The sequence below is a fragment of the Oceaniglobus sp. K40-3 genome, from assembly GCF_055808395.1.
Map to the genome: position 1 here is coordinate 1,718,771 of NZ_CM147868.1, position 20,459 is coordinate 1,739,229.

The following is a 20,459-nucleotide window of genomic DNA, read 5'->3' on the forward strand; positions in this document are numbered from 1 at the left end:
GGCGCGCTGATGTCATGGGATGCCAAGGTTTTATGGAACGAGGGGCTGTTTCTGCAACCCCACCATTTTCAACAGGCCGACCGCCACACCGAGGCGCTGATTGCCGGGCTGGCGGGGCGGCTGACGCCCTATGGCTGGGGCATCAGCGATATTGAGATTGACCGCGACGTTCTGAAAATCGGCCAATTTGCGATCCGTTCGGCCAGCGGTCTGACCCAGGACGGCACCGTGTTCCGGGTGCCCGATTCTGATGAACACCCCCGCGCTGGATGTGCCCGAGGCGGTGAAGGATTGCATCGTTTACCTGTCGGTCCCCCAACGCCGTCAGGGCGCGCCCGAGGTGGACATGACCGGCAGCGAATTGTCCGCCGCCCGTCTGCGCCCGGCTGAAATCGACGTGACCGACAACACCCAGCGGGGCGGCAAGGAGGCGCGCCTTGCGGTGGGCAAGCTGCGCCTGCAATTCGCGTTGGAGGTTGACGATCTGGCCGACCGGCTGACCATCCCCATTGCCCGTATCATCGAGGTGCGCGCCGATCGGGAGGTGATCCTTGACGATGGTTTCATCCCGTCCTGCCTTGATATCCGCGCCGCCGCGCCGCTGTCGGGGTTTCTGGGCGAACTTGAGGGGCTGTTGAACCATCGCATCACCGCGCTGGCCGGGCGGATGACCGCCGGGGCAGGGGCCAAGGGCGCCGCCGAGATTCAGGATTTCCTGTTGCTGATGACGATCAACCGCGCTTTGCCGCTGTTTCGCCATTTCACCGGCTGCGACCATCTGCACCCGATCACCCTGTACCGCGAGGCGGTGTCGCTGGCGGGTGCCCTTGCCACCTTCATGGCGCCCGACAAGAAACCGGCGCAATATCCCAGCTATCAGCACCACGACCTGACGGCGAGCTTTCAACCGGTGATCCGTGATCTGCGCCGCTATCTGTCGGCGGTGCTGGAACAAACGGCTGTGGCGATTCCCATCGAGCCGCGCAAATACGGTATTTCGGTGGGCGTGATCGCGGATCGCAAACTGATCGGCAACGCGCAATTCGTGCTGGCGGTGACTGCCGATATGCCGGGCGAAAAGCTGCGCCGTCACTTTGCGGGGCAGGCGAAAATCGGCCCGGTCGAGGAAATTCGCCAACTGGTCAATTCCGCCCTGCCGGGGATTGATCTGCGCCCGCTGCCCGTGGCGCCGCGCCAGATTCCCTATCATTCCGGCGTCGTGTATTTCGAGGTTGATCCTGCCAGCAAATACTGGGGCAAGATGACAACCTCGGGTGGCATCGCGGTGCATGTATCGGGGGATTATCCCGGTTTGAAGATGGAGCTTTGGGCAATTCGCCAAGGTTGACAGGAACGGGGTTGAAAGGATTTGGGACATGGCCGACGAAGATCCCTTCGCCGAACCTGACGACACCGACCGCACGGTGATCCGGCCCAATCCGGGCGGCCGGCGCGGGGTGGCCACGCCTGCGCCTGCGGCCCCCGTCGCTGCGCAGCCTGCTGCCCCGGCATCTGCACCGGCCCCCGGTCCCGATACCATGGCCGGGTCAATGACCGGGCCAAACCCGTTGAATGCCGCCGCCGCCACCCTGTTTGCGCTGGTCAGCCGCATCCGCAACCGCGCCCAGCACCCCGACCCCGACGCCTTGCGCCGCTCGGTGGTGGCCGAGGTGCGAGCGTTTGAATCCCGCGCCATTTCCGCCCATGTGGACCCGCAAAAGGTAAAGGTGGCGCGCTATGCCATTTGCGCCACGCTGGATGATGTGGTGCTGAACACCCCCTGGGGCGGGCAATCCATCTGGGCACAGCAAAGCATGGTTGGCACGTTCCATCGCGAAACGGTTGGGGGGGATCGGTTTTACGATCTGCTGACCCGCTTGGAGCAAGACCCGGCCACCAATATCGAACTTCTCGAATTTCTTTACACCTGCCTTGCGCTGGGGTTCGAGGGGCGGCTCAGGGTGGAACAGAACGGATCGGAACGGCATCTGAACATTCGCGCCGGGCTGGCGCGGATCATCCGCACCCAGCGTGGCGAGGTGGAACACGATCTGTCGCCCCATTGGCAGGGGTTGGACAAACCCCACAAACGTCTGTCCGCCTGGAAACCGGTGTGGATCGCCGTTGGTGTGACCGCCGCCTTGCTGGGCGGCGGGTTTATCGGCCTGTCACATGCGTTGTCACGCGATACGGAGCGGGTGATCGGGCAGTTTTCGGTGCTGAACCCCGCTGGCGTCGCCTCGCTTGGGCGCACGGCACCGCCGGTGATTGCCGCGCCGATCGTGGATGACGAAGAACAGTTGAAACAGGTGGCCGGGTTCCTGACCGCCGAAATCAAAGACGGCCTTGTGACGGTGTTTCAGGACGCCAATACCATCACCGTGCGGATGAAGGGCGCGGGGATGTTTCCCAGCGGCTCGCCCACCGTAAAGTCCGAATTCGACACCGCACTGGGCCGGGTGGCCGAGGCGCTGAATGCCACCAAGGGGCCGGTGATCGTGGCGGGCCACGCCGACAACATCGCCCCCAGCGCCGGATCGCGGTTTCCCACCAACAAGGCCCTGTCGCTGGCGCGGGCGGAATCGGTGTCGAAAATGATCGCCGCCAAGATGGATGATCCCGACAGGTTGCGCGCCGAAGGCCGCGCCGACAAGGAACCCATCGCCAGCAACGACACCAAGGACGGGCGCGCCGCAAACCGACGCATCGAAATCCTGTTGGTGCGCACGGGGGTTGAGCAATGAAGGTGCTGCGCGCGATATTTTCGGGGATTGGCATCACGCTGATGCTGTCTGTGGTGCTGTCCCTGTGCCTGTGGTTTCTTGGCGGATACCTTGGCTTTGGCGAGGCGCGGCCATTTGATTCCCTGACCGGGCGGATTGTCGGGCTTGGCGTGATCTGGATCGTGGCGCTGGTCACCATTCTGATCATCCTGCTGCGCCGTCAGACCCGCGACAAGGAACTTGCACAGGATATCGTCGCCTCTGTCGAACCGGCAAGCGCCGATGACGACAGTGAAATCGTGACCTCGGAACTGGGCGAAATGCGCGACAAGCTGAAGGCGGCAATGCTGCGGCTGCGCAAATCGAAACTGGGCAAACGGTCATTATACGAACTGCCGTGGTACATTCTGATCGGCCCGCCGGGGGCGGGGAAAACCACCGCCATTGTCAATTCGGGCCTGCAATTCCCGCTGGCCGATGAGTTGGGCAAGGGCGCCATTGGCGGCGTGGGCGGGACGCGGAATTGCGATTGGTGGTTCACCGATGGCGCGGTTCTGGTGGATACGGCGGGGCGCTATACCACCCAGGAAAGCGATGCCGTGGCCGATAATGCCGCCTGGCTGGGGTTTCTGGGCATCCTCAAGAAACACCGCAAGCGCCAGCCGATCAATGGCGCCATCGTGGCGATTTCCCTGTCCGATCTGTCGATGCAGGACGAACAGACCCAAACCGCCCACGCAGCCGCGATCCGCCGCCGGTTGCATGAATTGCGCGAACGTCTGGGGGTGCGATTTCCGGTTTATGTGTTGTTCACCAAGGCCGATCTGCTGGCCGGATTTTCGCAGATGTTTGAAAATCTCGGCAAGGAAGATCGCGGTCAGGTCTGGGGGTTCACCCTGCCACTGGTGTCGGGCAAGGGCGAAGCATCGCCCATGGCCAAGTTCGGCGAGGAATATCAGGGCCTGATCGACCGCTTGAACCAACAGGCGCTGGAGCGGATGCAGGCCGAAACCGACCCGGCGCGCCGGGCGCTGATTTCCGGGTTCCCGTCACAGGTGGCCTCGGTCCGGTCCGTGGCGGAATCTTTCCTGAACGAGCTGTTTCAGGACAATAGGTTTGAACATCGCCAGATGTTGCGCGGTGTTTATTTCACCTCGGGCACCCAGGAAGGCACGCCGATCGACCGGCTGATGATGGGCATGGCGCGCACCTTTGGCATTGGCCGTCAGGCCATCGGCACGGGCGCGGGGGCGGGGCGATCGTATTTCCTGACCCGGCTGTTTGATCAGGTGATTTTCCGCGAAAGCGGGCTGGTCAGCGCCGATGACAAGGTGGAACGCCGCTATCGTTGGTCCATGCGCGGGGCGATTGCGGCCACGGTGATTGTGGCCATTGCCGCCGGTCTGCTGTGGACGCGCAGTTTTACCGGCAATCGCGACATGATTGCCCAGATCGAAACCCAGGTCAGCGCATATCAGAGCGCAGCGGCGCAGATTCCGGGCAGCCCGATCAGTGACAGCGATCTGCCCTCGGTGGTGCCGGCCCTGAACATCCTGCGCGATGTGCCGGTCAACCCGGTGGCGGGGCGCGTTGATGTGCCCACGGGCCTGACTTGGGGGCTGTATCAGGGTGATGTGGTGGGCAACGAGGCGGCGATTACCTATCGCGAGGCGCTGAATCACATCTTTCTGCCCCGGCTTTTGTATCGGTTGGAAGAACAGATGCAGGGCAATATCAACAATCCCGAACTGCTCTATGAGGCGCTGAAAATCTATCTGATGCTGGGGCTTGTCGGCCCGATGAGCGCCGATCTGGTCAGCGAATGGATGGAGGTGGATTGGTCGCTTGCCTATCCCGGTCCGCAACGGGCCGATCTGCGGGCCGATCTGGCGGGGCACCTAAGCGCGATGCTGGATCAACCGATGGACAAGATCGAGTTGAACGGCGATCTGGTGGAACAGGTGCGTGGTATCCTCACGTCAATGCCACAGGCCCAGCGGGTCTATAACGGAATCGTCAACAGCGCACAGGCCACCGCCCTGCCGCAGTTCCGGCTGAGCGATATCGGCGGCCCCAATCTGGCGCGCGCCATCGTGCGATCGTCGGGCGCGGATCTGAGCGATGGGATTGCGGGCATCTATACCTATGACGGGTTCAACGATGTGTTCCTGAACGAAGCCATGGGCGTGGCGACGCGGATTCAGCGTGACAGTTGGGTTCTTGGTCCGCGCGGCGAGATCGAGAATTCCGACACTGCCCTTCTGGCCCTGTCGCGCGATGTGCTTGATCTGTATTACAACGATTTCGTGGCGCAATATGACAAGCTGTTGGGAGATATCGACATTATCCCGATGCAAAGCCTGTCGCACGCCGTGGAAGTCACCAATGTGCTGTCCGGCCCCACATCGCCCATCGTCAACATTCTGAAAGCGGTGGCCAGGGAAACCGATCTTCTGGCGGTGCCAGAGGCCGATCCGAACGTCGAAGGTGCCGCCGCTGGCGCGGGCGCCGTGGGCGGCGTGTTGGCCCGGCGCAAGCTGACGCCATCGGGGCGGTTGTTTCTTGAGGCGATGAGCAATGCCGAAACCGCCAGCGGCAACGCCCCGCCACCGCCCCCGGGTGCCTATGTGACCGAACGGTTTGCATGGCTGCACGATCTGGTCACCGGCAAGGATGGCCAGCCCAGCCAGCTTGACGCGCTGATCACCAGCCTGACCGAAGTGTATCAAGAGCTGAACAAGCTGAACATCGGTGGCGGGCAGGGCACGCCACAGGGGGACAGCAGCGCGCTGGCCCGGTTCCAACAGGCGGCCAAGGGCCTGCCGGGCCCGATGGAACGCTGGAGCCAGCAGATTGCCGTCGGGTCATCCGGGATCGCGGCGGGCAATACCCGCGCCGGGATTGACGGGTTGTGGCAGGCCAATGTCCTGCCGTTCTGCACTCAGGCAACAGGCAGCGCCTATCCGTTCAACCGCAACGCCAAGAATGATATTGCGATGCAGGATTTCACCCGGCTGTTCGCCCCGAACGGCATGCTGGATACGTTCTTCAAGGAAAATCTGGCGCAGTTCGTCGATATCCGCACCCGGCCCTGGACCTTTAAACAGGTGAACGACACCGATCTGGGCATTTCAAACGCGGTGTTGGAGCAATTCGAAAACGCCGCCGCGATCCGCGATGCGTTCTTTGCGGGTAATCCGACGCCAACAGTGAAATTTCAGATCACGCCTCATTCGCTTGACCCTGCCGCGCAGGCGGTGGTGCTGGAAATCGACGGTCAACAGATCGGGTTTCAGCAAGGCACCGGGCAACCGCGCCCCTCGGCGTTTACCTGGCCGGGGCAGGTGGGATCGGCGCGGGTGAATTATCTGCCCCCGTCGCCCGGATCGGAAAGCGGGCTGGTGCGTGATGGGCCATGGGCGTGGTTCCGCCTGCTGGACGCGGCCCAGTTGCGCAAGACCAGCGTGCCGGACCGAAAACTGGTGATTTTCAATGTGGGAGGGCGGCTGGCCATGTTCCGAATGCAGTTTGGATCGGTGCTGAACCCCTTTGCGCTCCCGGCGCTGAGCGCGTTCAAATGCCCGAAGTCGTTTTGACCGTGGGCTGGGGGTTTTATGGCAAACTGCCCGCCACCGGCGATTTTATCCGTCATGGTATGGGGGCCGGGGTGATCGACCCCTGGGACAGATGGATGCAGGCCGGGATTGCCGCGTCGCGCGATGCCTTGGGCGCGCGCTGGCAGGGGTGTTACATGTCGGCGCCGATCTGGCGGTTTTCGCTGGCGCCCGGTGTGGCGGGGGGCAGGGGATGCTGGGTATCATGATGGCCTCGGTTGATCGGGTTGGGCGGCAGTTTCCGCTGATGCTGGCCACGCCGCTGACCGCGCCCCACGCCGCCGCGCATCTGAACAGCCGCGCCCTGTTCGAAACCCTTGAGGATATTGCGCTGGCCGCATTGGATGACATGCCCCTCGATGTGCTGAAAACCCGCATTGCCGATCTGCCCGAGGCCCGCGCGCCGGGCCTCATGACAACCACAGGCATGCTGAGCGTGATCGCCGGGGATGATGATATCGCACCGGCCATGGCCGCCCCGCACCTTGATGCCACCACCCTGTGGTCGGCGCGCAGCGAAGATGGAATGCGGCTGATGCGCTGCGAAACCCTGCCGCGTGGCGCGCAGTTCAGCGCGCTGTTCGATCTGGATGCGCCAATCTGGCAGGTCGCCGCATGAGCCGCCTGCGCCATTCCGCCGTGACCCATGTGGGCCGGGTGCGCAAGGTGAATGAGGACAGTATCCTGTCGCTCCCGGATCAACAGATCTGGCTGGTGGCCGATGGCATGGGCGGACATGCCGCCGGGGATTTCGCCTCGCAAACGGTGGTTGAATGTGTTGCCGCCCTGCCGCCCGATCTGCCCCCGGCGGAACGGATGCAGGCCCTGCGCGCAGCGCTTGAGGCCGCGCACCACGCGATCTGCGCCGAAAGCGGGCGGCGGGGCGGGGCGACCGTTGGCGCGGCGGTTGTGGCGCTGATTATCGCCAACGGCCATTTCGCCGCCTTCTGGGCCGGGGACAGCCGCCTTTACCGGTTTCGCGATGGCGATATCGAACTGCTGACCTCGGATCACTCGGTCGTGGCCGAATTCGTGAAGGCCGGGCAGATGACCTGGGACGAGGCCGAGCAGCACCCCCAATCCAACGCCATCACCCGCGCCATCGGTGTGGGCGACGCGCCAGGGCTGGAGAAAATCCGCGGAGAGGTGCGCCCGGGTGATCGGTTCTTGCTTTGCTCGGACGGGCTGAACAAATACGCCGGATTCCAGACCCTCCGCCACGCGGTGATCGGCGCCCCGATTGAAACCCTGGCTGACAAATTGCTGCAAATCGCACTGGACGGCGGCGGCCAGGACAACATCTCAATCGTGGTGGTCGACGCGCTGTAATTGCAGTTTGGAAGGTCGCAGATGATTGAAGTGAAACGTTGAGGCGTGCTGTTTTCCAACCGACCAAAAATCCAACGGTCAGGCGACATGTGCCGGTTAGATCAATGATGGCTGCGGGGGACGAAGCTCGTGCTTGGCCGTTATTGTCTTCGATCTCGTGGATTTGGCACGCCAACACGGCGTTGCAGGCGCGCTGCCTCCCATTGAGCTCTGATAAAGGGGCGTCGACGCCGCCCGACAAAAAAGGCCCAAGCTGAGTTCACGAGCGACCAGAGCGGTACGACGCCGAGGACGAACAACAATAGCCAATCAACGGGCGCCATGAGCTAGCTCTTTCTCTTTCCCACGAAATACCCCCCGTACCAGCAGACCATATGTCGAAAGATATTATTCAGGAAAGTGTCAGGGAAAGGGCAATCGGGGCGCAAAAGCGAGGCATGCCCGACAATTCAATGCTCAGGGGCGGGCCGTGGTCAAAATCCGGCTGTCGAGCGAGCGGACCGGGCCGCTGCGTTCGGCGAGGGCGGCGGCGAAGCCTTCGGCGCTTTCGGTGGTGGGGCGCAGCCCGTCAAGGATTTGCGCCTCGGAGTGGATGACCATGATCTTGGTTTTGCCCAGTGAAGAATCATCGACCATAAAGGCGAGCTTTTTGCCGCCGCTGTCCTGTGAATCCTTCAGGGAAAAGGCAACGCGCACGGTGACGGGGCCGGTGGCGCCATCGCGCAGGTCGGCCACGGCGTTGTCGGGGCGGTTGTTGTTGGGCAGCAGGTGAAACACATTGCCCGATACATCCAGCGCCGACACAATGAGATAGCCATCGGTGATATCGGCGGGGATGGTGACGTCGATCACCGGGTTTTCACCCACGAAAAACCGCCCCGTCGAATTTTCGGCCCCTGTGGCCCCGTCGGAAAATCCGATGTCAAACCCGGCGGCGGGGGCGCGGGGCAGGGCCGCGTCGATCACGCAGAGAGCGGGATTCAGCACATCGGTTTCAATCTGCACCTCGCGGTTGCCCGCGATGGCGCTGATCCGGTCGCGCAGGGCGGCGCGGGTTTCGGGCAGGGCGACACGGCCCAGAACAACGATGCTGGCATCCATCCCGAAACCGGTGGCCGGCGGGTTGAGCAGGGTCAGCTCGCCGCAATCGGCCTGTGTGGTCAGAATTTGCTGCACCCGGGCGGTGGCAAGGATGCGCGGCCCCAGTTCCAGCGCCGGTTCAACATTCAGCCCCGGCGCGATGTCGGGATTGTTCAGCGCGGCTGAAAGCTGGTCGAACAACGGGCGGCTTTCGGTGATGCCGCTGACGCTGGCCGTGTCGTTTGCGGTTTCCAGCGAAAAACTGTCCAGCGGGGCCAGCAGGTTCAGCAGGGTCATGACACCCGGGCCCCAATCATCCGCGATATTGCCCTGGGCAAGGGTCAGATCTGCGGTGCCGCCCATTTCGGCCAGGCGGGCCGTCAGGGCATCGGCCACGGATTTCGACGGCACGTTGCCCTGGGCCGTGGGGGCGGCGTTTTCGGTCTGTGCCACGCGCAGCACGAAGGGATCGGCCATGGGCAGACTGGTGCCGAACAGCCCGCCAAAATAGGCCCCGGCCCCCGCCAGAACGGCAAGGCCCAGCACCAAAGCCGCGATCAGCCCACCGCGCCCGCCCGATTTCGCCGGTTTGGCCACGGGGGCTGCCGGGGGCGGCACAGTGCGCGGCAGGGGGATCGGGGCGATAATGGTTTGGTCGCTTTCATCATCGGCATTTTCGCCCCGGGCCATGGCCAGAACCGCCGCTGCATCGGGCAGGCGGTCGGCGGGGTTGGGGGCTGTCATCCGGTCGATCAGGCTGCGCAGGGGGTCGGGCACGCCGCTGGTGTCGAGCGGTTTGGCCTTGTTCTGGATCACCTCCATGGGGTTGGCGCCCACATCGGGGGCCTTGCCCCGGAAGGTGGCCAGCAACAGCGCCCCAAGGGCATAGATATCGGACCGGGAATCGGCGTTCCCGCTGAGCTGTTCAGGGGCGGCATAGGCGTATTTTCCGGCGAATTCGTTGCCGACGATGGTTTCGGCCCCCGGATTGCTGTCTTTGGCGATGCCGAAATCAATGATGACCGCCTCGGCCGGATCACCGCCGCGCAGGATGATGTTGTCGGGGGAAAGATCGCGGTGGGTGATGTTTTTGGCGTGGGCCACGGCCAGACCCTCGGCCACCCGGGCGGCGATGGTCAAAAGATCGGGGGCCGACATGCCGCCGTCTTTCAGCTTGCGGTCCAGCCCGACGCCTTCGACGTAATCCATGACCAGAAAGACAACGCCGGTATCGGTGCGCTGATTGTGGAAATACCGCACGATGGCGTCGTGGCGCACCTCGCGGATCGCCTCTTCGCGGGTCATCAGGGTGAGAAAATCGTCGTTGCCCGAAAATTCAGAGCGCAGCGCCTTGAGCGCCACGGGCTGCCCGGAAATCTCGGACCTTGCGCGATACACCTCAGAGGTGCCGCCACGCCCCAGGACCGCCTCGATGCGATAGGTGTTGTTCAGCAGATCGCCAATCTGAAAGATGGCGTCGGAACGTTGCCCGGTCATGACCGGGCCACCGGGCGGTGCGGCAGGCGATTCACGATTAGCCAAGCACCTGGAATTCAACGCGGCGGTTCACATCGGCGCGCGGATCGTTGGGATCAAACAGGAACTTTTCCCCCACGCCCTGCGCCTCGAGCCGTTCGGGGGCGATGCCGCAATCGGACACCAGGAAACGCTTTACCTCTTCGGCACGCAGTTTTGACAGCCGCTGGTTATAGGCATCCGACCCCGAGGCATCGGTATGGCCGAGAATGCGGAAAGATTCGCCGGACACGGCCTTCATCGCGCCACACAGGGCGGTCAGTTTCGGTTTCTGGTCGGCGCGCAGGGCGGCACTGTCGAAATCAAACGAAATGTTGATGTTGACCTGCTGATCCTTGGGCATGATCGTCATGTTTGCCGGGGCCACGGTTGTGGGGGTTGCGGTCTGCGCGGCGGCGGGTTGCTGTTCGGTGGTGACCGGGGCAATGGTCAGGCCGCGGGTTTTTTGGGCAAGAAACCTGCTTTCGATCTCTTGCTGTGTCATTTCTGTGGTTTGTGCGAATGCCGTCTGGGCCAGTGGGGCAAGACCCGCAAGGCCGCAGATCAGGGCAAGGGTGGTGCGGTTCATTGTAATTCCCTTTCAGCGGATGCGATGACGCAAGGTTAGCCGTTTTGTATGGCCATGCCAATGATCTTGGCTGCTGAATATGGTGGGGAAATCCTGACGTTTGCTGTCATGTTTGACACGGGGCGGCGGGTGCCGCAAAGTTTGCGGGAAACTGGGCCGGATCTGTCATGCGCGCTACCATCATTGCCATTGCCGCCCTGATCGTCCTTTTGGCGGCGGGGCTGATCTGGTTTGCCGTGTCGTCCATGGATCTGGGCAGCGCTGAGGGTGACGGATTTGGCGGTGGCACCATCGCGGGCAGCGCGGTGGACAGCGCCGCACGGATCGAAATCGAATCCCTGCGCCAGCAGATTGAAACCATGCAGGATGATATTGCCACCCTCGACAGCCGGATTCAGACGCTGGAACAGCGCCCGGCACAGGGGTTTGCGCCGCCGCCGATGCTGGGCGGCCAGCCGAACAGTGACGGCGCCAATGATGCGCCCGAAAATATTGGCCCCAACACGATCATTGATGCCTATGCCAAGGTTGTGCTGATCGCCAACCGGCGCAAGGTGAACGGCAAGATCAACGTCGCCGGACCCAGCTTTCTGGAAAAATTTCTGGGCCGTCCCCGTGAAAACCTGTCGGACAAATGCGACCCGATGACCAACCCGAAACTGCGCGCGATGCTGAAAACCGAAAGCGTCGGGCCGATCCGGGTGTCGATGTTGCAACCTGCCGTCGACAGCCTGACACGGGTGTTCGAGAACGTGAAATCCACCGATCCCGATCTTTATGCCCGGATCAACACCGCCGGGTCGCTGTGTGTGCGCCAGATTCGCGGCACCCGGGGGCGCACCAGCACCCATTCCTTTGGTCTTGCCGTGGATCTGAACATTGATGGCAAACTTGATACCCTTGGCGATGGCAAGACCCAGCTTGGCCTGACCATCCTTGCCGATTTCTTTCACGCCGAAGGCTGGGTCTGGGGGGCGGGGTTCAGCCGCGAAGATTCCATGCACTTTGAGGTAAGCCGCCAGATGCTTGAACAATGGCGCGGCGAGGGAAAAATCTGACGCAGGCGCGCGATTGCCGGAAAATTGAGTGGCCTTTGCAACCCATGCGCCGCAGGGTGGCGGTGTGGCCATGGCTGTGATTTATGTTGAACCAGTTGCTGATCGGAGGTTTGCCGTGCGTTTGCTGATTGCCATACTGATATGTATTTCCCCCTGACCGCCCGGGCGTCTGACAAGATCGCGCTGGTCATTGGCATGGGCGCCTATCAGAATGTGCAGGCGTTGGACAATCCGGTGAACGATGCCCGGGCGATCGGTGAAACCCTGAGCAGGATCGGGTTTGACGTCACCACCCTGATCGACACCCCGGGCGAAAAGCTGCGCGAGGCGGTCGATGATTTTCAGTTTCGCGCGGAAACATCGGACCTGGCGCTGATCTATTACGCCGGTCACGGGGTTGAGGTGCAGGGGCAGAATTTCCTGATTCCCGTCGATGCCAAGGTCGCCTCGAACCTTGATATTCAGCGCGTGTCCCTGTCGCTCGATGATTTGCTCAAGGCGGTGGATGGGGCGCGCAAGATGCGGGTGGTTATTCTTGATTCCTGCCGCAACAATCCTTTTGGCGGGGCGCTTGACCTTGACGCGCTGGCGCAAAATCAAACCCCGACGCCCGGCACGCGGGGCGCCGGGGGCGGGCTGGCGCCGCCATCGCCCGACCGTGGCACGTTGGTGGCCTTTGCGGCGCGTGATGGGCAGGTGGCGCTGGATGGCACCGGCGACCACAGCCCCTTTGCCCAGGCGTTGATTGATTCACTGCCCCACACCGTTGAAATTTCGCTGATGTTTCGTCAGGTGCGCGACGAGGTGCTGAAAGCCACCGGCAACCTGCAAGAGCCGCACACCTATGGTTCACTGTCCGGCACACCGTTTTTCCTTGCCGATAATGCGGTGCAGACGGTCAGTTATGACCCCGACACCGCCTGGTCGGAAATTCCGCGCGATCAGGAAACGCAACTGGCCTCGCTGGCCGAACAGGGCGATACCCGGTCGATGGTCGGGCTGGCCTATATGCGCCTGAACGCCGCCGATCCGCGCTATGCGCCCAACGACGCTGCCACGCTTTTGGAACGCGCGGCCAGGGCCGGGTCCGCCGAGGCGCAGTTTGAACTGGCACAGCTTTACGAAAAAGGTCTGGGGGTGAAACAAGACAACGCCCGGGCGCTGGAACTGTATCAAAGCTCGGCTGACATGGGGTTTGCCGATGCCCTGAACGATCTGGGGTTCATCCATTTTCAGGGCGGGCTGGGGGTTGTCCGTGACCCAAAGCTGGGGCTGAAATATTTCGAACAGGCGGCAAACCTGCGCCAACCCCAGGCGATGTATAACTTTGCCGCCCTGATCGATGACGGCAAAGTGTCGGGCAAGGGGCCGCAGGATGCGGCGAAATACCTGTATCGTGCCCTGCGCACCGGGGCGCAGGATGTGTTCGACGTGGTGCGCGACAACCCGACGATGTTCAAACTGGCAACGCGCAAGGCGCTTCAGGAACAGCTTAAGAAATTCGGGTTTTACACCTCGGCCATTGATGGTGATTTCGGCAAAGGCACCCAGCGCGCGATCCGCACGGCCTATGGGCTGAGCGAATAATCAGGCAAATTGCCGGGCGACGATGCCGGGCAGGGCGGTGAAATCGTCAAAGCTGTGGGCGTGGGCAATCTCATCCACCGGCGTCTTGCGATATCCTTGGGTGAACAGGGCAAAGGGAACGCGCGCGTTTTGCGCGGTTTCGCTGTCCACCTCGCTGTCACCCACATACAGAACCGGGCCATCCCCCATGGCGGCAATACAGGCGCGCAGGGGGGCCGGATCGGGTTTGCGGGTGGGCAATGTATCACCGCCCAGAATCGCGACAAACCGGTTGCCCAGCCCGAAATGGGCCAGAACGGCGCGGGTCGGCGCCTCGGGTTTGTTGGTGCAGATGCCAAAGGTGTGGCCCTGCTGCGCAAGTCGATCGAGGGCGTCGACAACCCCGGGGTAAAGGGTGGTCAGATGCACGGCATCCTCATAAAGCACCATGAACCGCGCCAACATGTCACCACGGTGCGCCGGATCAAGCCCGCGCGCCGCGATCATCCGCTCGATCAGAACCGGCACGCCAGAGCCGATGAACGAGCGCGCCTCAGGAAGGTCCATGGGCGCGGCGCCCCTTTCGACCAGCACCACATTGCCCGCCGCACAGATGTCGGGGGCGCTGTCGATCAGCGTGCCGTCCAGGTCGAAAACAATCAGGCCCATCCGCCATCCTTCCATTTGATCGAACACCCCATGCTGGGGGTCTGATCGGCGGGGCCATGGCCGGTCTGCGCCACCTGTTTCATCGCCTCATACAGATCGCGGCGCAGATCGGTTGGGCCGGGGCGGGCGCCCGAGGCATCAAGCCGCCCACGATATTGCAGCCCGCCTTTGTCATCCAGACCAAAGAAATCAGGCGTGCAGGCCGCGCCCCAGGCCCGGGCAACCGATTGGTCCTCATCATGCAGATACGGAAACGGCAGGTTTTCGCGGGTGGCCATGGCCTTCATGTTGTCGAAACTGTCATCGGGGTGGGATGTGGCATCGTTCGAACAAATCGCCGCCACCCCGACACCCAGCGCGGCCAGATCGGCCGCATCGCGTTTGATCCGATCCAGCACCGCCAAAACATAGGGGCAATGATTGCAGATAAACATGATCAGCGTGCCATTCTCGCCCTGAATGTCCGCAAGCGACAGCACCCGGCCGTCGGTGGCAGGCAGGGCAAACGCCGGGGCGTTCCATCCAAATTCACAAACCGGGGGTGTCGATGCCATGTGGTGTTCCTTTGATATTGCCGGAAAATGCTTGTCGGAAACCCGGCGAAATCCTGTTCCCCCACCTATACAGATCATCTCACGGAAGTGCGATCACTCAGATCGCTTTCCGGCAGATCATGGTCCGCTATCGTCCGATCCGCCCATCGCGGGGATGACGCCCATGAGCTTTTTACTGATAAAAATACTCAAATACGTCGTCTGCGAGGCGCGCTGCGGCAGCGGATTTGCAGCTTCGCAGAACGTGCGTAAATACCCCTTCGGGTCACGGCAGGATCAACAGCCAGAGCCAGATGCTGATCAGGCTCAGCCCGGTTCCGATCAAGACGCCCGATGCGGCCACCCGTCTGGCCGATCCATACATGTCGGCAAAGATATAGGTGTTGACCCCGGGCGCCATGGCGGCGGTGATGACGGCCGCGCGCAGGGCCTCGGTCGACAGGCCAAGGGCGGTGCCCACCCCAAGGGCCACCGCAGGGTGCAACACCAGAGAACAGCCACACACCCACAGGATGGTCAGCATGTCCCCCTCGGGGCGATAACGCACCAGCGCCCCGCCCAGGCCAAACAATGCGGCGGGCAGGGCCGCGCGCACCATCATGTCCAGCGCGCTTTGCAACACGCCCGGAATGGCCAGACCGGTAAGGTTGGCGACAAACCCCAGGCTGATCCCGATCACCAGCGCATTGCGGAACATGGCGCGAAACACCTTGCGCGTGATCGCCACAGGGCTGCCGCCCGGATTGCGCACGATTTCCATGGTGGTCACCCCAAGGCCATAACAGAACGGTGCATGGATCGCGATGATCGCAAAGTTGAAATGCAGGGATCCGGCCCCGAAGGCGCGCTCTGCAATCGGCAGGCCCAGAAGAACCGAGTTCGAGAACAGCCCGCAAAACCCGATGGCGACGCAATCAGCCCAGGGGCGGTTGAACAGAAACCGCGCGCCAAGGAACCCGGCGCCAAACCCCGCCAGCGCCCCAAGATAGAATGAGAGCAACAGCGACAGATCGAACTGCTGCCCCAGATCCAGCCCGGCAATGGCCCGGAACAACAGGCAGGGGATGGCGAACTGCTGGGTGAATTTCATCAACCCATCAACGCCTGCGTCGCTGAACAGCCCCTTCCAGACCGCAACATAGCCGAACCCGATCACCAGAAAGACGGGCAGGATGACGTCAAGCAGGGCCTGCATGATTGTCCCTTCGGGCTTGGGGGCCTTGGCTCAGGCGATCGGCAGGGTCAGGACCATGCCGTCATGGGCGGGGCTGATATGGGGCGGGGTTTCGGCGTCCACCGTATCGTGATCCAGATCGATGTGCATATTGGTCAGGATGGCGCGTTTGGGCGCGGCGCGGGTGATCCACTCCAGCGTGCGGGCCAGATGGGCGTGGGTGGGGTGGGGCGTGCGGCGCAGGGCATCGACCACCCAGATATCGAGATCGCGCAGATGTTCCCATGCCGGATCGGGAATTTCGGCAACGTCGGGCAGATAGGCAAGCCCGGCAATGCGAAACCCCAGCGCGTCGATGGCGCCGTGGTTGACGAGGAATGGCGTCAGGGTGATTGTGCCGCCCTTGCCGGTGATCGTGACCGGCCCGTCGATGGTGTTCATCTCGCAGATCGGCGGATAGGTTGACCCTTCGGCTTGCACAAAGGCATAGCGAAAGCGCACCAGCAGATCGGCCTGGGTGGGGGCATCGGCCCAGACGGGCAGGCGGCTGCGCATGTTGAACACGATCATCCGCAGATCATCCAGCCCATGGGTGTGGTCCGCATGGGCGTGGGTGTAAACCACGGCGTCCAACGCGCCGATCCCCGCGCCCAGAAGTTGCGCGCGCAGATCGGGCGAGGTGTCGATCAGCACCCGGGTGGTGCCGTCCGGCCCGTCCCGTTCGACCAACATGGAACACCGGCGGCGGGCGTTTTTCGGATTGCCCGGGTCACAATCGCCCCAATGCCCGCCAAGGCGCGGCACCCCGCCGGATGACCCGCACCCAAGGATGGTAAAGCGATAGCCGCTCATGGGCGCCACGCGGCGGCCTTGGCGAACAACCGGTCAAAATTATCCTGGGTGGCGGCGGCGAATTCGGCGTAGTCCAACCCGAACACCTCGGCCCCGACGCGGGCGGTATGGGCGGTAAAGGCCGGTTCGTTTCGTTTGCCGCGATGGGGCGGGGGGGCCAGATAGGGGCTGTCGGTTTCCACCAGAATACGGTTCAGCGGCGCGGCGGCGAATATATCGCGCAACTCCTGCGATTTCGGAAATGCGGCAATGCCCGACATCGACAGGTAAAACCCCAGATCAAGCGCGGCATGGGCCAGCGCGGCGCCGCTGGAAAAACAATGCATGACGCAGCTATAGGCACCCTTGGCGTGTTCCTCGCGCAGGATGTTTGCCATATCCTCATCCGCAGCCCGGGCATGGATGATCAGCGGCAGGCCGGTTTGGCGGGCGGCGTCGATATGAATGCGCAGGCTGCGCTGCTGCGCCGCGGCAGAATCAGACGTGTAATGATAGTCCAGCCCGGTTTCCCCGATGCCAACGCATTTCGGGTGGCTGGCCAGTTCGATCAATTGTTCGGTGGTGGCCATGGGTTCGCTTGCCACGCTCATCGGGTGGGTGCCCAGGGCATAGAACACCGCCGCATTCGCCTCCGCAATCGCGCGCACGGTCGGTTCCTGATGCAGCTTGGTGCAGATGGTGACCATCCGCGTCACGCCTGCCTCGGCGGCCCGTTCAAGGATGTCGGGCAACTGCCCCTCGAAATCGGGGAAATCCAGATGGCAATGGCTGTCGGTGATCGCGGGGTTGGTCATGGCGCCTCTAGCGCCCGGCGATGCGGGCCGCTGTCTGATTGATGGTCAACCCCATATCAAGGATGAGCGCGGAAGGGTCAAGGTTGACCGCCCGCCCATGGGCCGCCCGGGCCGACAGGGCCTGTTGCAGGTCGGCCCATTCCCGCGCGGCCCAAGGGTCGGGGGACAGGCGGTGCAGCATGGCAAATTCGCCTCTGGTGATTTCAGTATCGGGGGGCAGGCCGGTGCCGGTGCGCGCCAACCGCGCCAGCAGCGTGTCGATCAGCCGCAAGGTCAGGTCCAGCCGCTCGGCTGCCGCGCGGCCCACCATTGTACCTGCCAGCGCCAACAGGCGGGGGCGATCCATGTTCGGCGCCCCGTCCAGCAGGGTGAAAAGGGTGTGATACAGTTTCATCCCGTCACTGTGCAGCAGGCGCAGGGCCTCGCCCACCGAACCGTTGGCCAGTTCGCCCAGGGCCTCGGGGGCGTCGATCTGTTCGCCGGTTTCCGCCAGTGCCCGGGTCAGATCATCGGCCCCAAGGGGCGTACAGCGCAGGGTGCGACAGCGGGACCGGATCGTGGGCAACAGGCGTGCGGGGGCGTGGCTGATCAGCAGAAGGGTGCAGTTGGCGGGCGGTTCCTCAAGCAGTTTCAGGATGGCGTTGGCGGTGCTGGTGTTCATTTCATCGGCGCTGTCGATAATCACCACCCGGTGCCCGCCGCCCGGGGCCGACATGCCAAAGAAATCCCTGAGCTTGCGGGCCTCGTCCACCGTGATGACGGTTTTCAGGGCCTTCTTTTTCACATCCCACGCCCGGCGCAGCAAAAACAGCCCGGGTTCGCCCATGGCCATGGTGCGCCGGGTGACCGGGTGATCGGCGGGGGTGTTCAGGTCTTGCGGCAGTTCGGGGGCGAACATGCCGCCTTCGTCGCGGGGCGGTTGCGACAACAAAAAACGTGCGATCCGCCATGCCAGCGTGGCCTTGCCCACCCCGCGCGGCCCGGCAATCAGCCAGGCGTGATGCGCGCGCCCGCTGTTCCAGGCGTCCAGAAACGCGGCCTCGGCCGCATCGTGGCCGATCAGGGCGAGGGTTTCGCGGGGGTGCGCGATGCCTTCGATCCGGTCCGGTTCGGGGATGATATCGTCAGTCATGGGGCAAACGCGGGCTGAGGGCGGCCCGGACTCGGGCGGCCACCTGATCGGGGGTGCCGACCCCTGATATGGTGATGAACCGATCGGGGAATTCTGCGGCCAGGGCCAGAAAACCGGCCCGCATTCTGGCCTGAAGACTGGCGCCGAAGGATTCAAATCTTTCCTCGGCGGTCTGGCGCGACAGGGCGCGGGACAGCCCCGTGTCGGGGTCCATGTCGATCAGGATGGTCACGTCGGGTTCAACCCCGATCATCAGGTCGTGCAACTGGTCGACAACACCGCGCAGATCGCCCCGTGACAGGCCCTGATACATGCGGGTGCTGTCGGCGAAGCGGTCGGAAATTACCACCTTGCCCGCGTCCAGCGCCGGGGTGATCGTGCGTTCCAGATGGTCGCGCCGGGCGGCGGTGAACAACAGGATTTCGGATTCCGGTGACCAGCGGTCGGTCGCCCCCTCAAGCACCAGCGCGCGGATGTCCTCGGCCCCCGGGCTGCCGCCCGGTTCGCGGGTCAGCACCACATCGCGCCCCTCGGCGCGCAGGGCATCGGCCAGCAGCCGCGCCTGCGTGGATTTGCCGGACCCGTCGATCCCCTCGAACGTGACGAACAGACCGCGCCCTGTCACCGAAGCTCTGCCGCCTCGCTGGCGAATTTGCGAAACAGGGTCTGCGCCGCAAGCTTGAGCCGGGGCAGAAAGCCGGCCTTGCTGACGGATTTGTCCGCCAAAAGCGCGACCGTCGCATCGGGCAACCCATCCAGCGTGACAACCAGTTCGCCCATTTCCTGACCGGCGATGATCGGCGCCTCGAACGGGCCGGTATAGATGGCCTTGCCGCTCAGCCCTTCCTGATGCAGGGCCGGGACCAGCACGTCGATATCTTCGGCGGCAACAAGCCCGACCTGATCGTCAAGCCCCAGCCAGACATCGGCGCGGGTCACTTCCTGACCCTTTTTCACGATGGTTTTCTGAACAAACTGGCGAAAGGCCCAGTTCATGATCCGCTCTGCCTCTTGGGCGCGGGCGGTTTCACTTTGCAGGCCGGTGATGACAAAGACGATCCGCCGCGCGCCCTGACTGGCCGACCCGACAAGACCATAGCCCGCCTCGGAGGTATGGCCGGTTTTCAACCCGTCGGCGCCAAGACCCAGTTTCAACAGCGGGTTGCGGTTGAAACGGTTCTGCGGCGCGCGCCCGTCATAGGGAAATTCCTTTTCCGAGAAATAGCCATAATATTCGGGGAATTCAGTGATCAGCCGGGTGGCCAGAATGCCCAGATCCTTCATGCTCATCCGGTGCTGCGGATCGGGCCAGCCGCTGGCGTTGGCAAAGGTCGAATGGGTCATGCCAAGGGCCTTGGCGCGTTCGGTCATCATCCGGGCAAAGGCATCTTCTGTTCCGGCCAGCCCCTCGGCGACCACGACGCAGGCATCATTGCCCGAATTCACCACGATCCCCTGAATCAGCTCTTCGACGGTGGGGCGGTCCCGTTCGTTCAGGAACATGGTTGAACCGCCCATGTTCTTGGCCCGTGTGGACACACCAAACCGGGTGTCCATATCCACACGCCCGTCGCGCAATGCCTCAAACAGCATGTTGACCGTCATAAGTTTGGACATCGAGGCCGGGGGCAGGGGCAGGTCGGCCTTTTTGCTCAGCAGAACGGTATCAGTGGTCAGGTCATAGACATAGGCGGCTGTGGCCAGCGTTTCAAACGCGGCCCGGGCAGGCAGGGCGGCGGTGATCGCAAGGGTCAGCGCAAGGAAAATGCGGGTGATGAAACGTCTGGTCATGTCTGCGGTCCTGCTGTGG

The 20,459-nt window shown here is 63.0% G+C and carries 16 protein-coding genes and 2 pseudogenes; 7 read left to right on the plus strand and 11 right to left on the minus strand.

From position 1 onward, the window contains the following. Positions 1–30: 30 nt before the first annotated feature. The gene (locus tag AC0L7P_RS08910; protein WP_473435549.1) at positions 31–186 is read right to left on the minus strand and encodes a hypothetical protein; all 156 of its coding nucleotides are present in this window, start codon (positions 184–186) and stop codon (positions 31–33) included. Here AC0L7P_RS08910 and tssK point away from each other — a divergent pair. The 5 genes and pseudogenes from tssK (at position 121) to AC0L7P_RS08935 (ending at position 7,666) form a co-directional block, all read left to right on the plus strand. Further along, positions 121–1,348: pseudogene (tssK, locus tag AC0L7P_RS08915) on the plus strand (type VI secretion system baseplate subunit TssK). The gene AC0L7P_RS08910 and the pseudogene tssK overlap by 66 nt on opposite strands. A gap of 28 nt (positions 1,349–1,376) precedes the next feature. Next, on the plus strand, positions 1,377–2,744 hold the full coding sequence (gene icmH, locus AC0L7P_RS08920; protein WP_473435379.1) for a type IVB secretion system protein IcmH/DotU: 1,368 nt from the start codon (positions 1,377–1,379) through the stop codon (positions 2,742–2,744). Then, on the plus strand, positions 2,741–6,319 hold the full coding sequence (tssM, locus tag AC0L7P_RS08925) for a type VI secretion system membrane subunit TssM (protein WP_473435380.1): 3,579 nt from the start codon (positions 2,741–2,743) through the stop codon (positions 6,317–6,319). Before icmH ends, tssM begins: the two co-directional genes overlap by 4 nt. Beyond that, positions 6,301–6,956: pseudogene (gene tagF / locus AC0L7P_RS08930) on the plus strand (type VI secretion system-associated protein TagF). Before tssM ends, tagF begins: the two are co-directional and overlap by 19 nt. Then, a complete protein-coding gene (locus AC0L7P_RS08935; RefSeq protein ID WP_473435381.1) occupies positions 6,953–7,666 on the plus strand; it encodes a PP2C family protein-serine/threonine phosphatase in 714 nt (237 codons plus the stop codon). Before tagF ends, AC0L7P_RS08935 begins: the two are co-directional and overlap by 4 nt. Before the next feature lie 456 nt (positions 7,667–8,122). Here the strand turns inward: AC0L7P_RS08935 and AC0L7P_RS08940 are convergent, their stop codons facing one another. After that, positions 8,123–10,243 (minus strand): serine/threonine-protein kinase, encoded by a 2,121-nt coding sequence (locus AC0L7P_RS08940; protein ID WP_473435382.1) that lies wholly within the window; start codon positions 10,241–10,243, stop codon positions 8,123–8,125. A 37-nt stretch (positions 10,244–10,280) separates the two neighbouring features. Continuing rightward, complete coding sequence (locus AC0L7P_RS08945; RefSeq protein WP_473435383.1) at positions 10,281–10,850, minus strand: OmpA family protein; 570 nt, start codon at positions 10,848–10,850, stop codon at positions 10,281–10,283. A gap of 167 nt (positions 10,851–11,017) precedes the next feature. On the opposite strand from AC0L7P_RS08945, the gene AC0L7P_RS08950 reads away from it, so the two are divergent. Next, on the plus strand, positions 11,018–11,908 hold the full coding sequence (locus AC0L7P_RS08950; RefSeq protein ID WP_473435384.1) for a M15 family metallopeptidase: 891 nt from the start codon (positions 11,018–11,020) through the stop codon (positions 11,906–11,908). A 141-nt stretch (positions 11,909–12,049) separates the two neighbouring features. Further along, the gene (locus AC0L7P_RS08955; protein WP_473435385.1) at positions 12,050–13,495 is read left to right on the plus strand and encodes a caspase family protein; all 1,446 of its coding nucleotides are present in this window, start codon (positions 12,050–12,052) and stop codon (positions 13,493–13,495) included. Here the strand turns inward: AC0L7P_RS08955 and gph are convergent, their stop codons facing one another. The 8 genes from gph to AC0L7P_RS08995 all read right to left on the minus strand — a co-directional run bounded on the left by gph (position 13,496) and on the right by AC0L7P_RS08995 (position 20,440). After that, positions 13,496–14,143: a phosphoglycolate phosphatase gene (gene gph / locus AC0L7P_RS08960; RefSeq protein WP_473435386.1), complete on the minus strand. Its 648-nt coding sequence runs from the start codon at positions 14,141–14,143 to the stop codon at positions 13,496–13,498. It abuts the gene before it with no gap. Continuing rightward, positions 14,134–14,697, minus strand: a complete 564-nt coding sequence (locus AC0L7P_RS08965) for a thioredoxin family protein (protein WP_473435387.1) — start codon at positions 14,695–14,697, stop codon at positions 14,134–14,136. The genes gph and AC0L7P_RS08965 overlap by 10 nt, the downstream gene beginning before the upstream one ends. Positions 14,698–14,962: 265 nt before the next feature. Beyond that, entirely contained in the window at positions 14,963–15,892 is a 930-nt protein-coding gene (locus AC0L7P_RS08970) for an AEC family transporter (protein WP_473432527.1), read from the minus strand. A 30-nt stretch (positions 15,893–15,922) separates the two neighbouring features. Continuing rightward, positions 15,923–16,723, minus strand: coding sequence for an MBL fold metallo-hydrolase (locus tag AC0L7P_RS08975; RefSeq protein ID WP_473435424.1), 801 nt, complete (start codon positions 16,721–16,723; stop codon positions 15,923–15,925). Then, positions 16,720–17,517 (minus strand): TatD family hydrolase, encoded by a 798-nt coding sequence (locus AC0L7P_RS08980; protein WP_473432528.1) that lies wholly within the window; start codon positions 17,515–17,517, stop codon positions 16,720–16,722. Before AC0L7P_RS08980 ends, AC0L7P_RS08975 begins: the two co-directional genes overlap by 4 nt. 7 nt (positions 17,518–17,524) lie before the next feature. After that, positions 17,525–18,649 (minus strand): DNA polymerase III subunit delta', encoded by a 1,125-nt coding sequence (locus AC0L7P_RS08985; protein ID WP_473432529.1) that lies wholly within the window; start codon positions 18,647–18,649, stop codon positions 17,525–17,527. Continuing rightward, positions 18,642–19,274 carry a dTMP kinase gene (gene tmk, locus AC0L7P_RS08990; protein ID WP_473432530.1) on the minus strand — a complete coding sequence of 211 codons (633 nt, stop codon included), beginning with the start codon at positions 19,272–19,274 and terminating at the stop codon, positions 18,642–18,644. Before tmk ends, AC0L7P_RS08985 begins: the two co-directional genes overlap by 8 nt. Then, positions 19,271–20,440: a D-alanyl-D-alanine carboxypeptidase family protein gene (locus AC0L7P_RS08995; RefSeq protein WP_473432531.1), complete on the minus strand. Its 1,170-nt coding sequence runs from the start codon at positions 20,438–20,440 to the stop codon at positions 19,271–19,273. Before AC0L7P_RS08995 ends, tmk begins: the two co-directional genes overlap by 4 nt. Between the last annotated feature and the right edge of the window lie 19 nt (positions 20,441–20,459).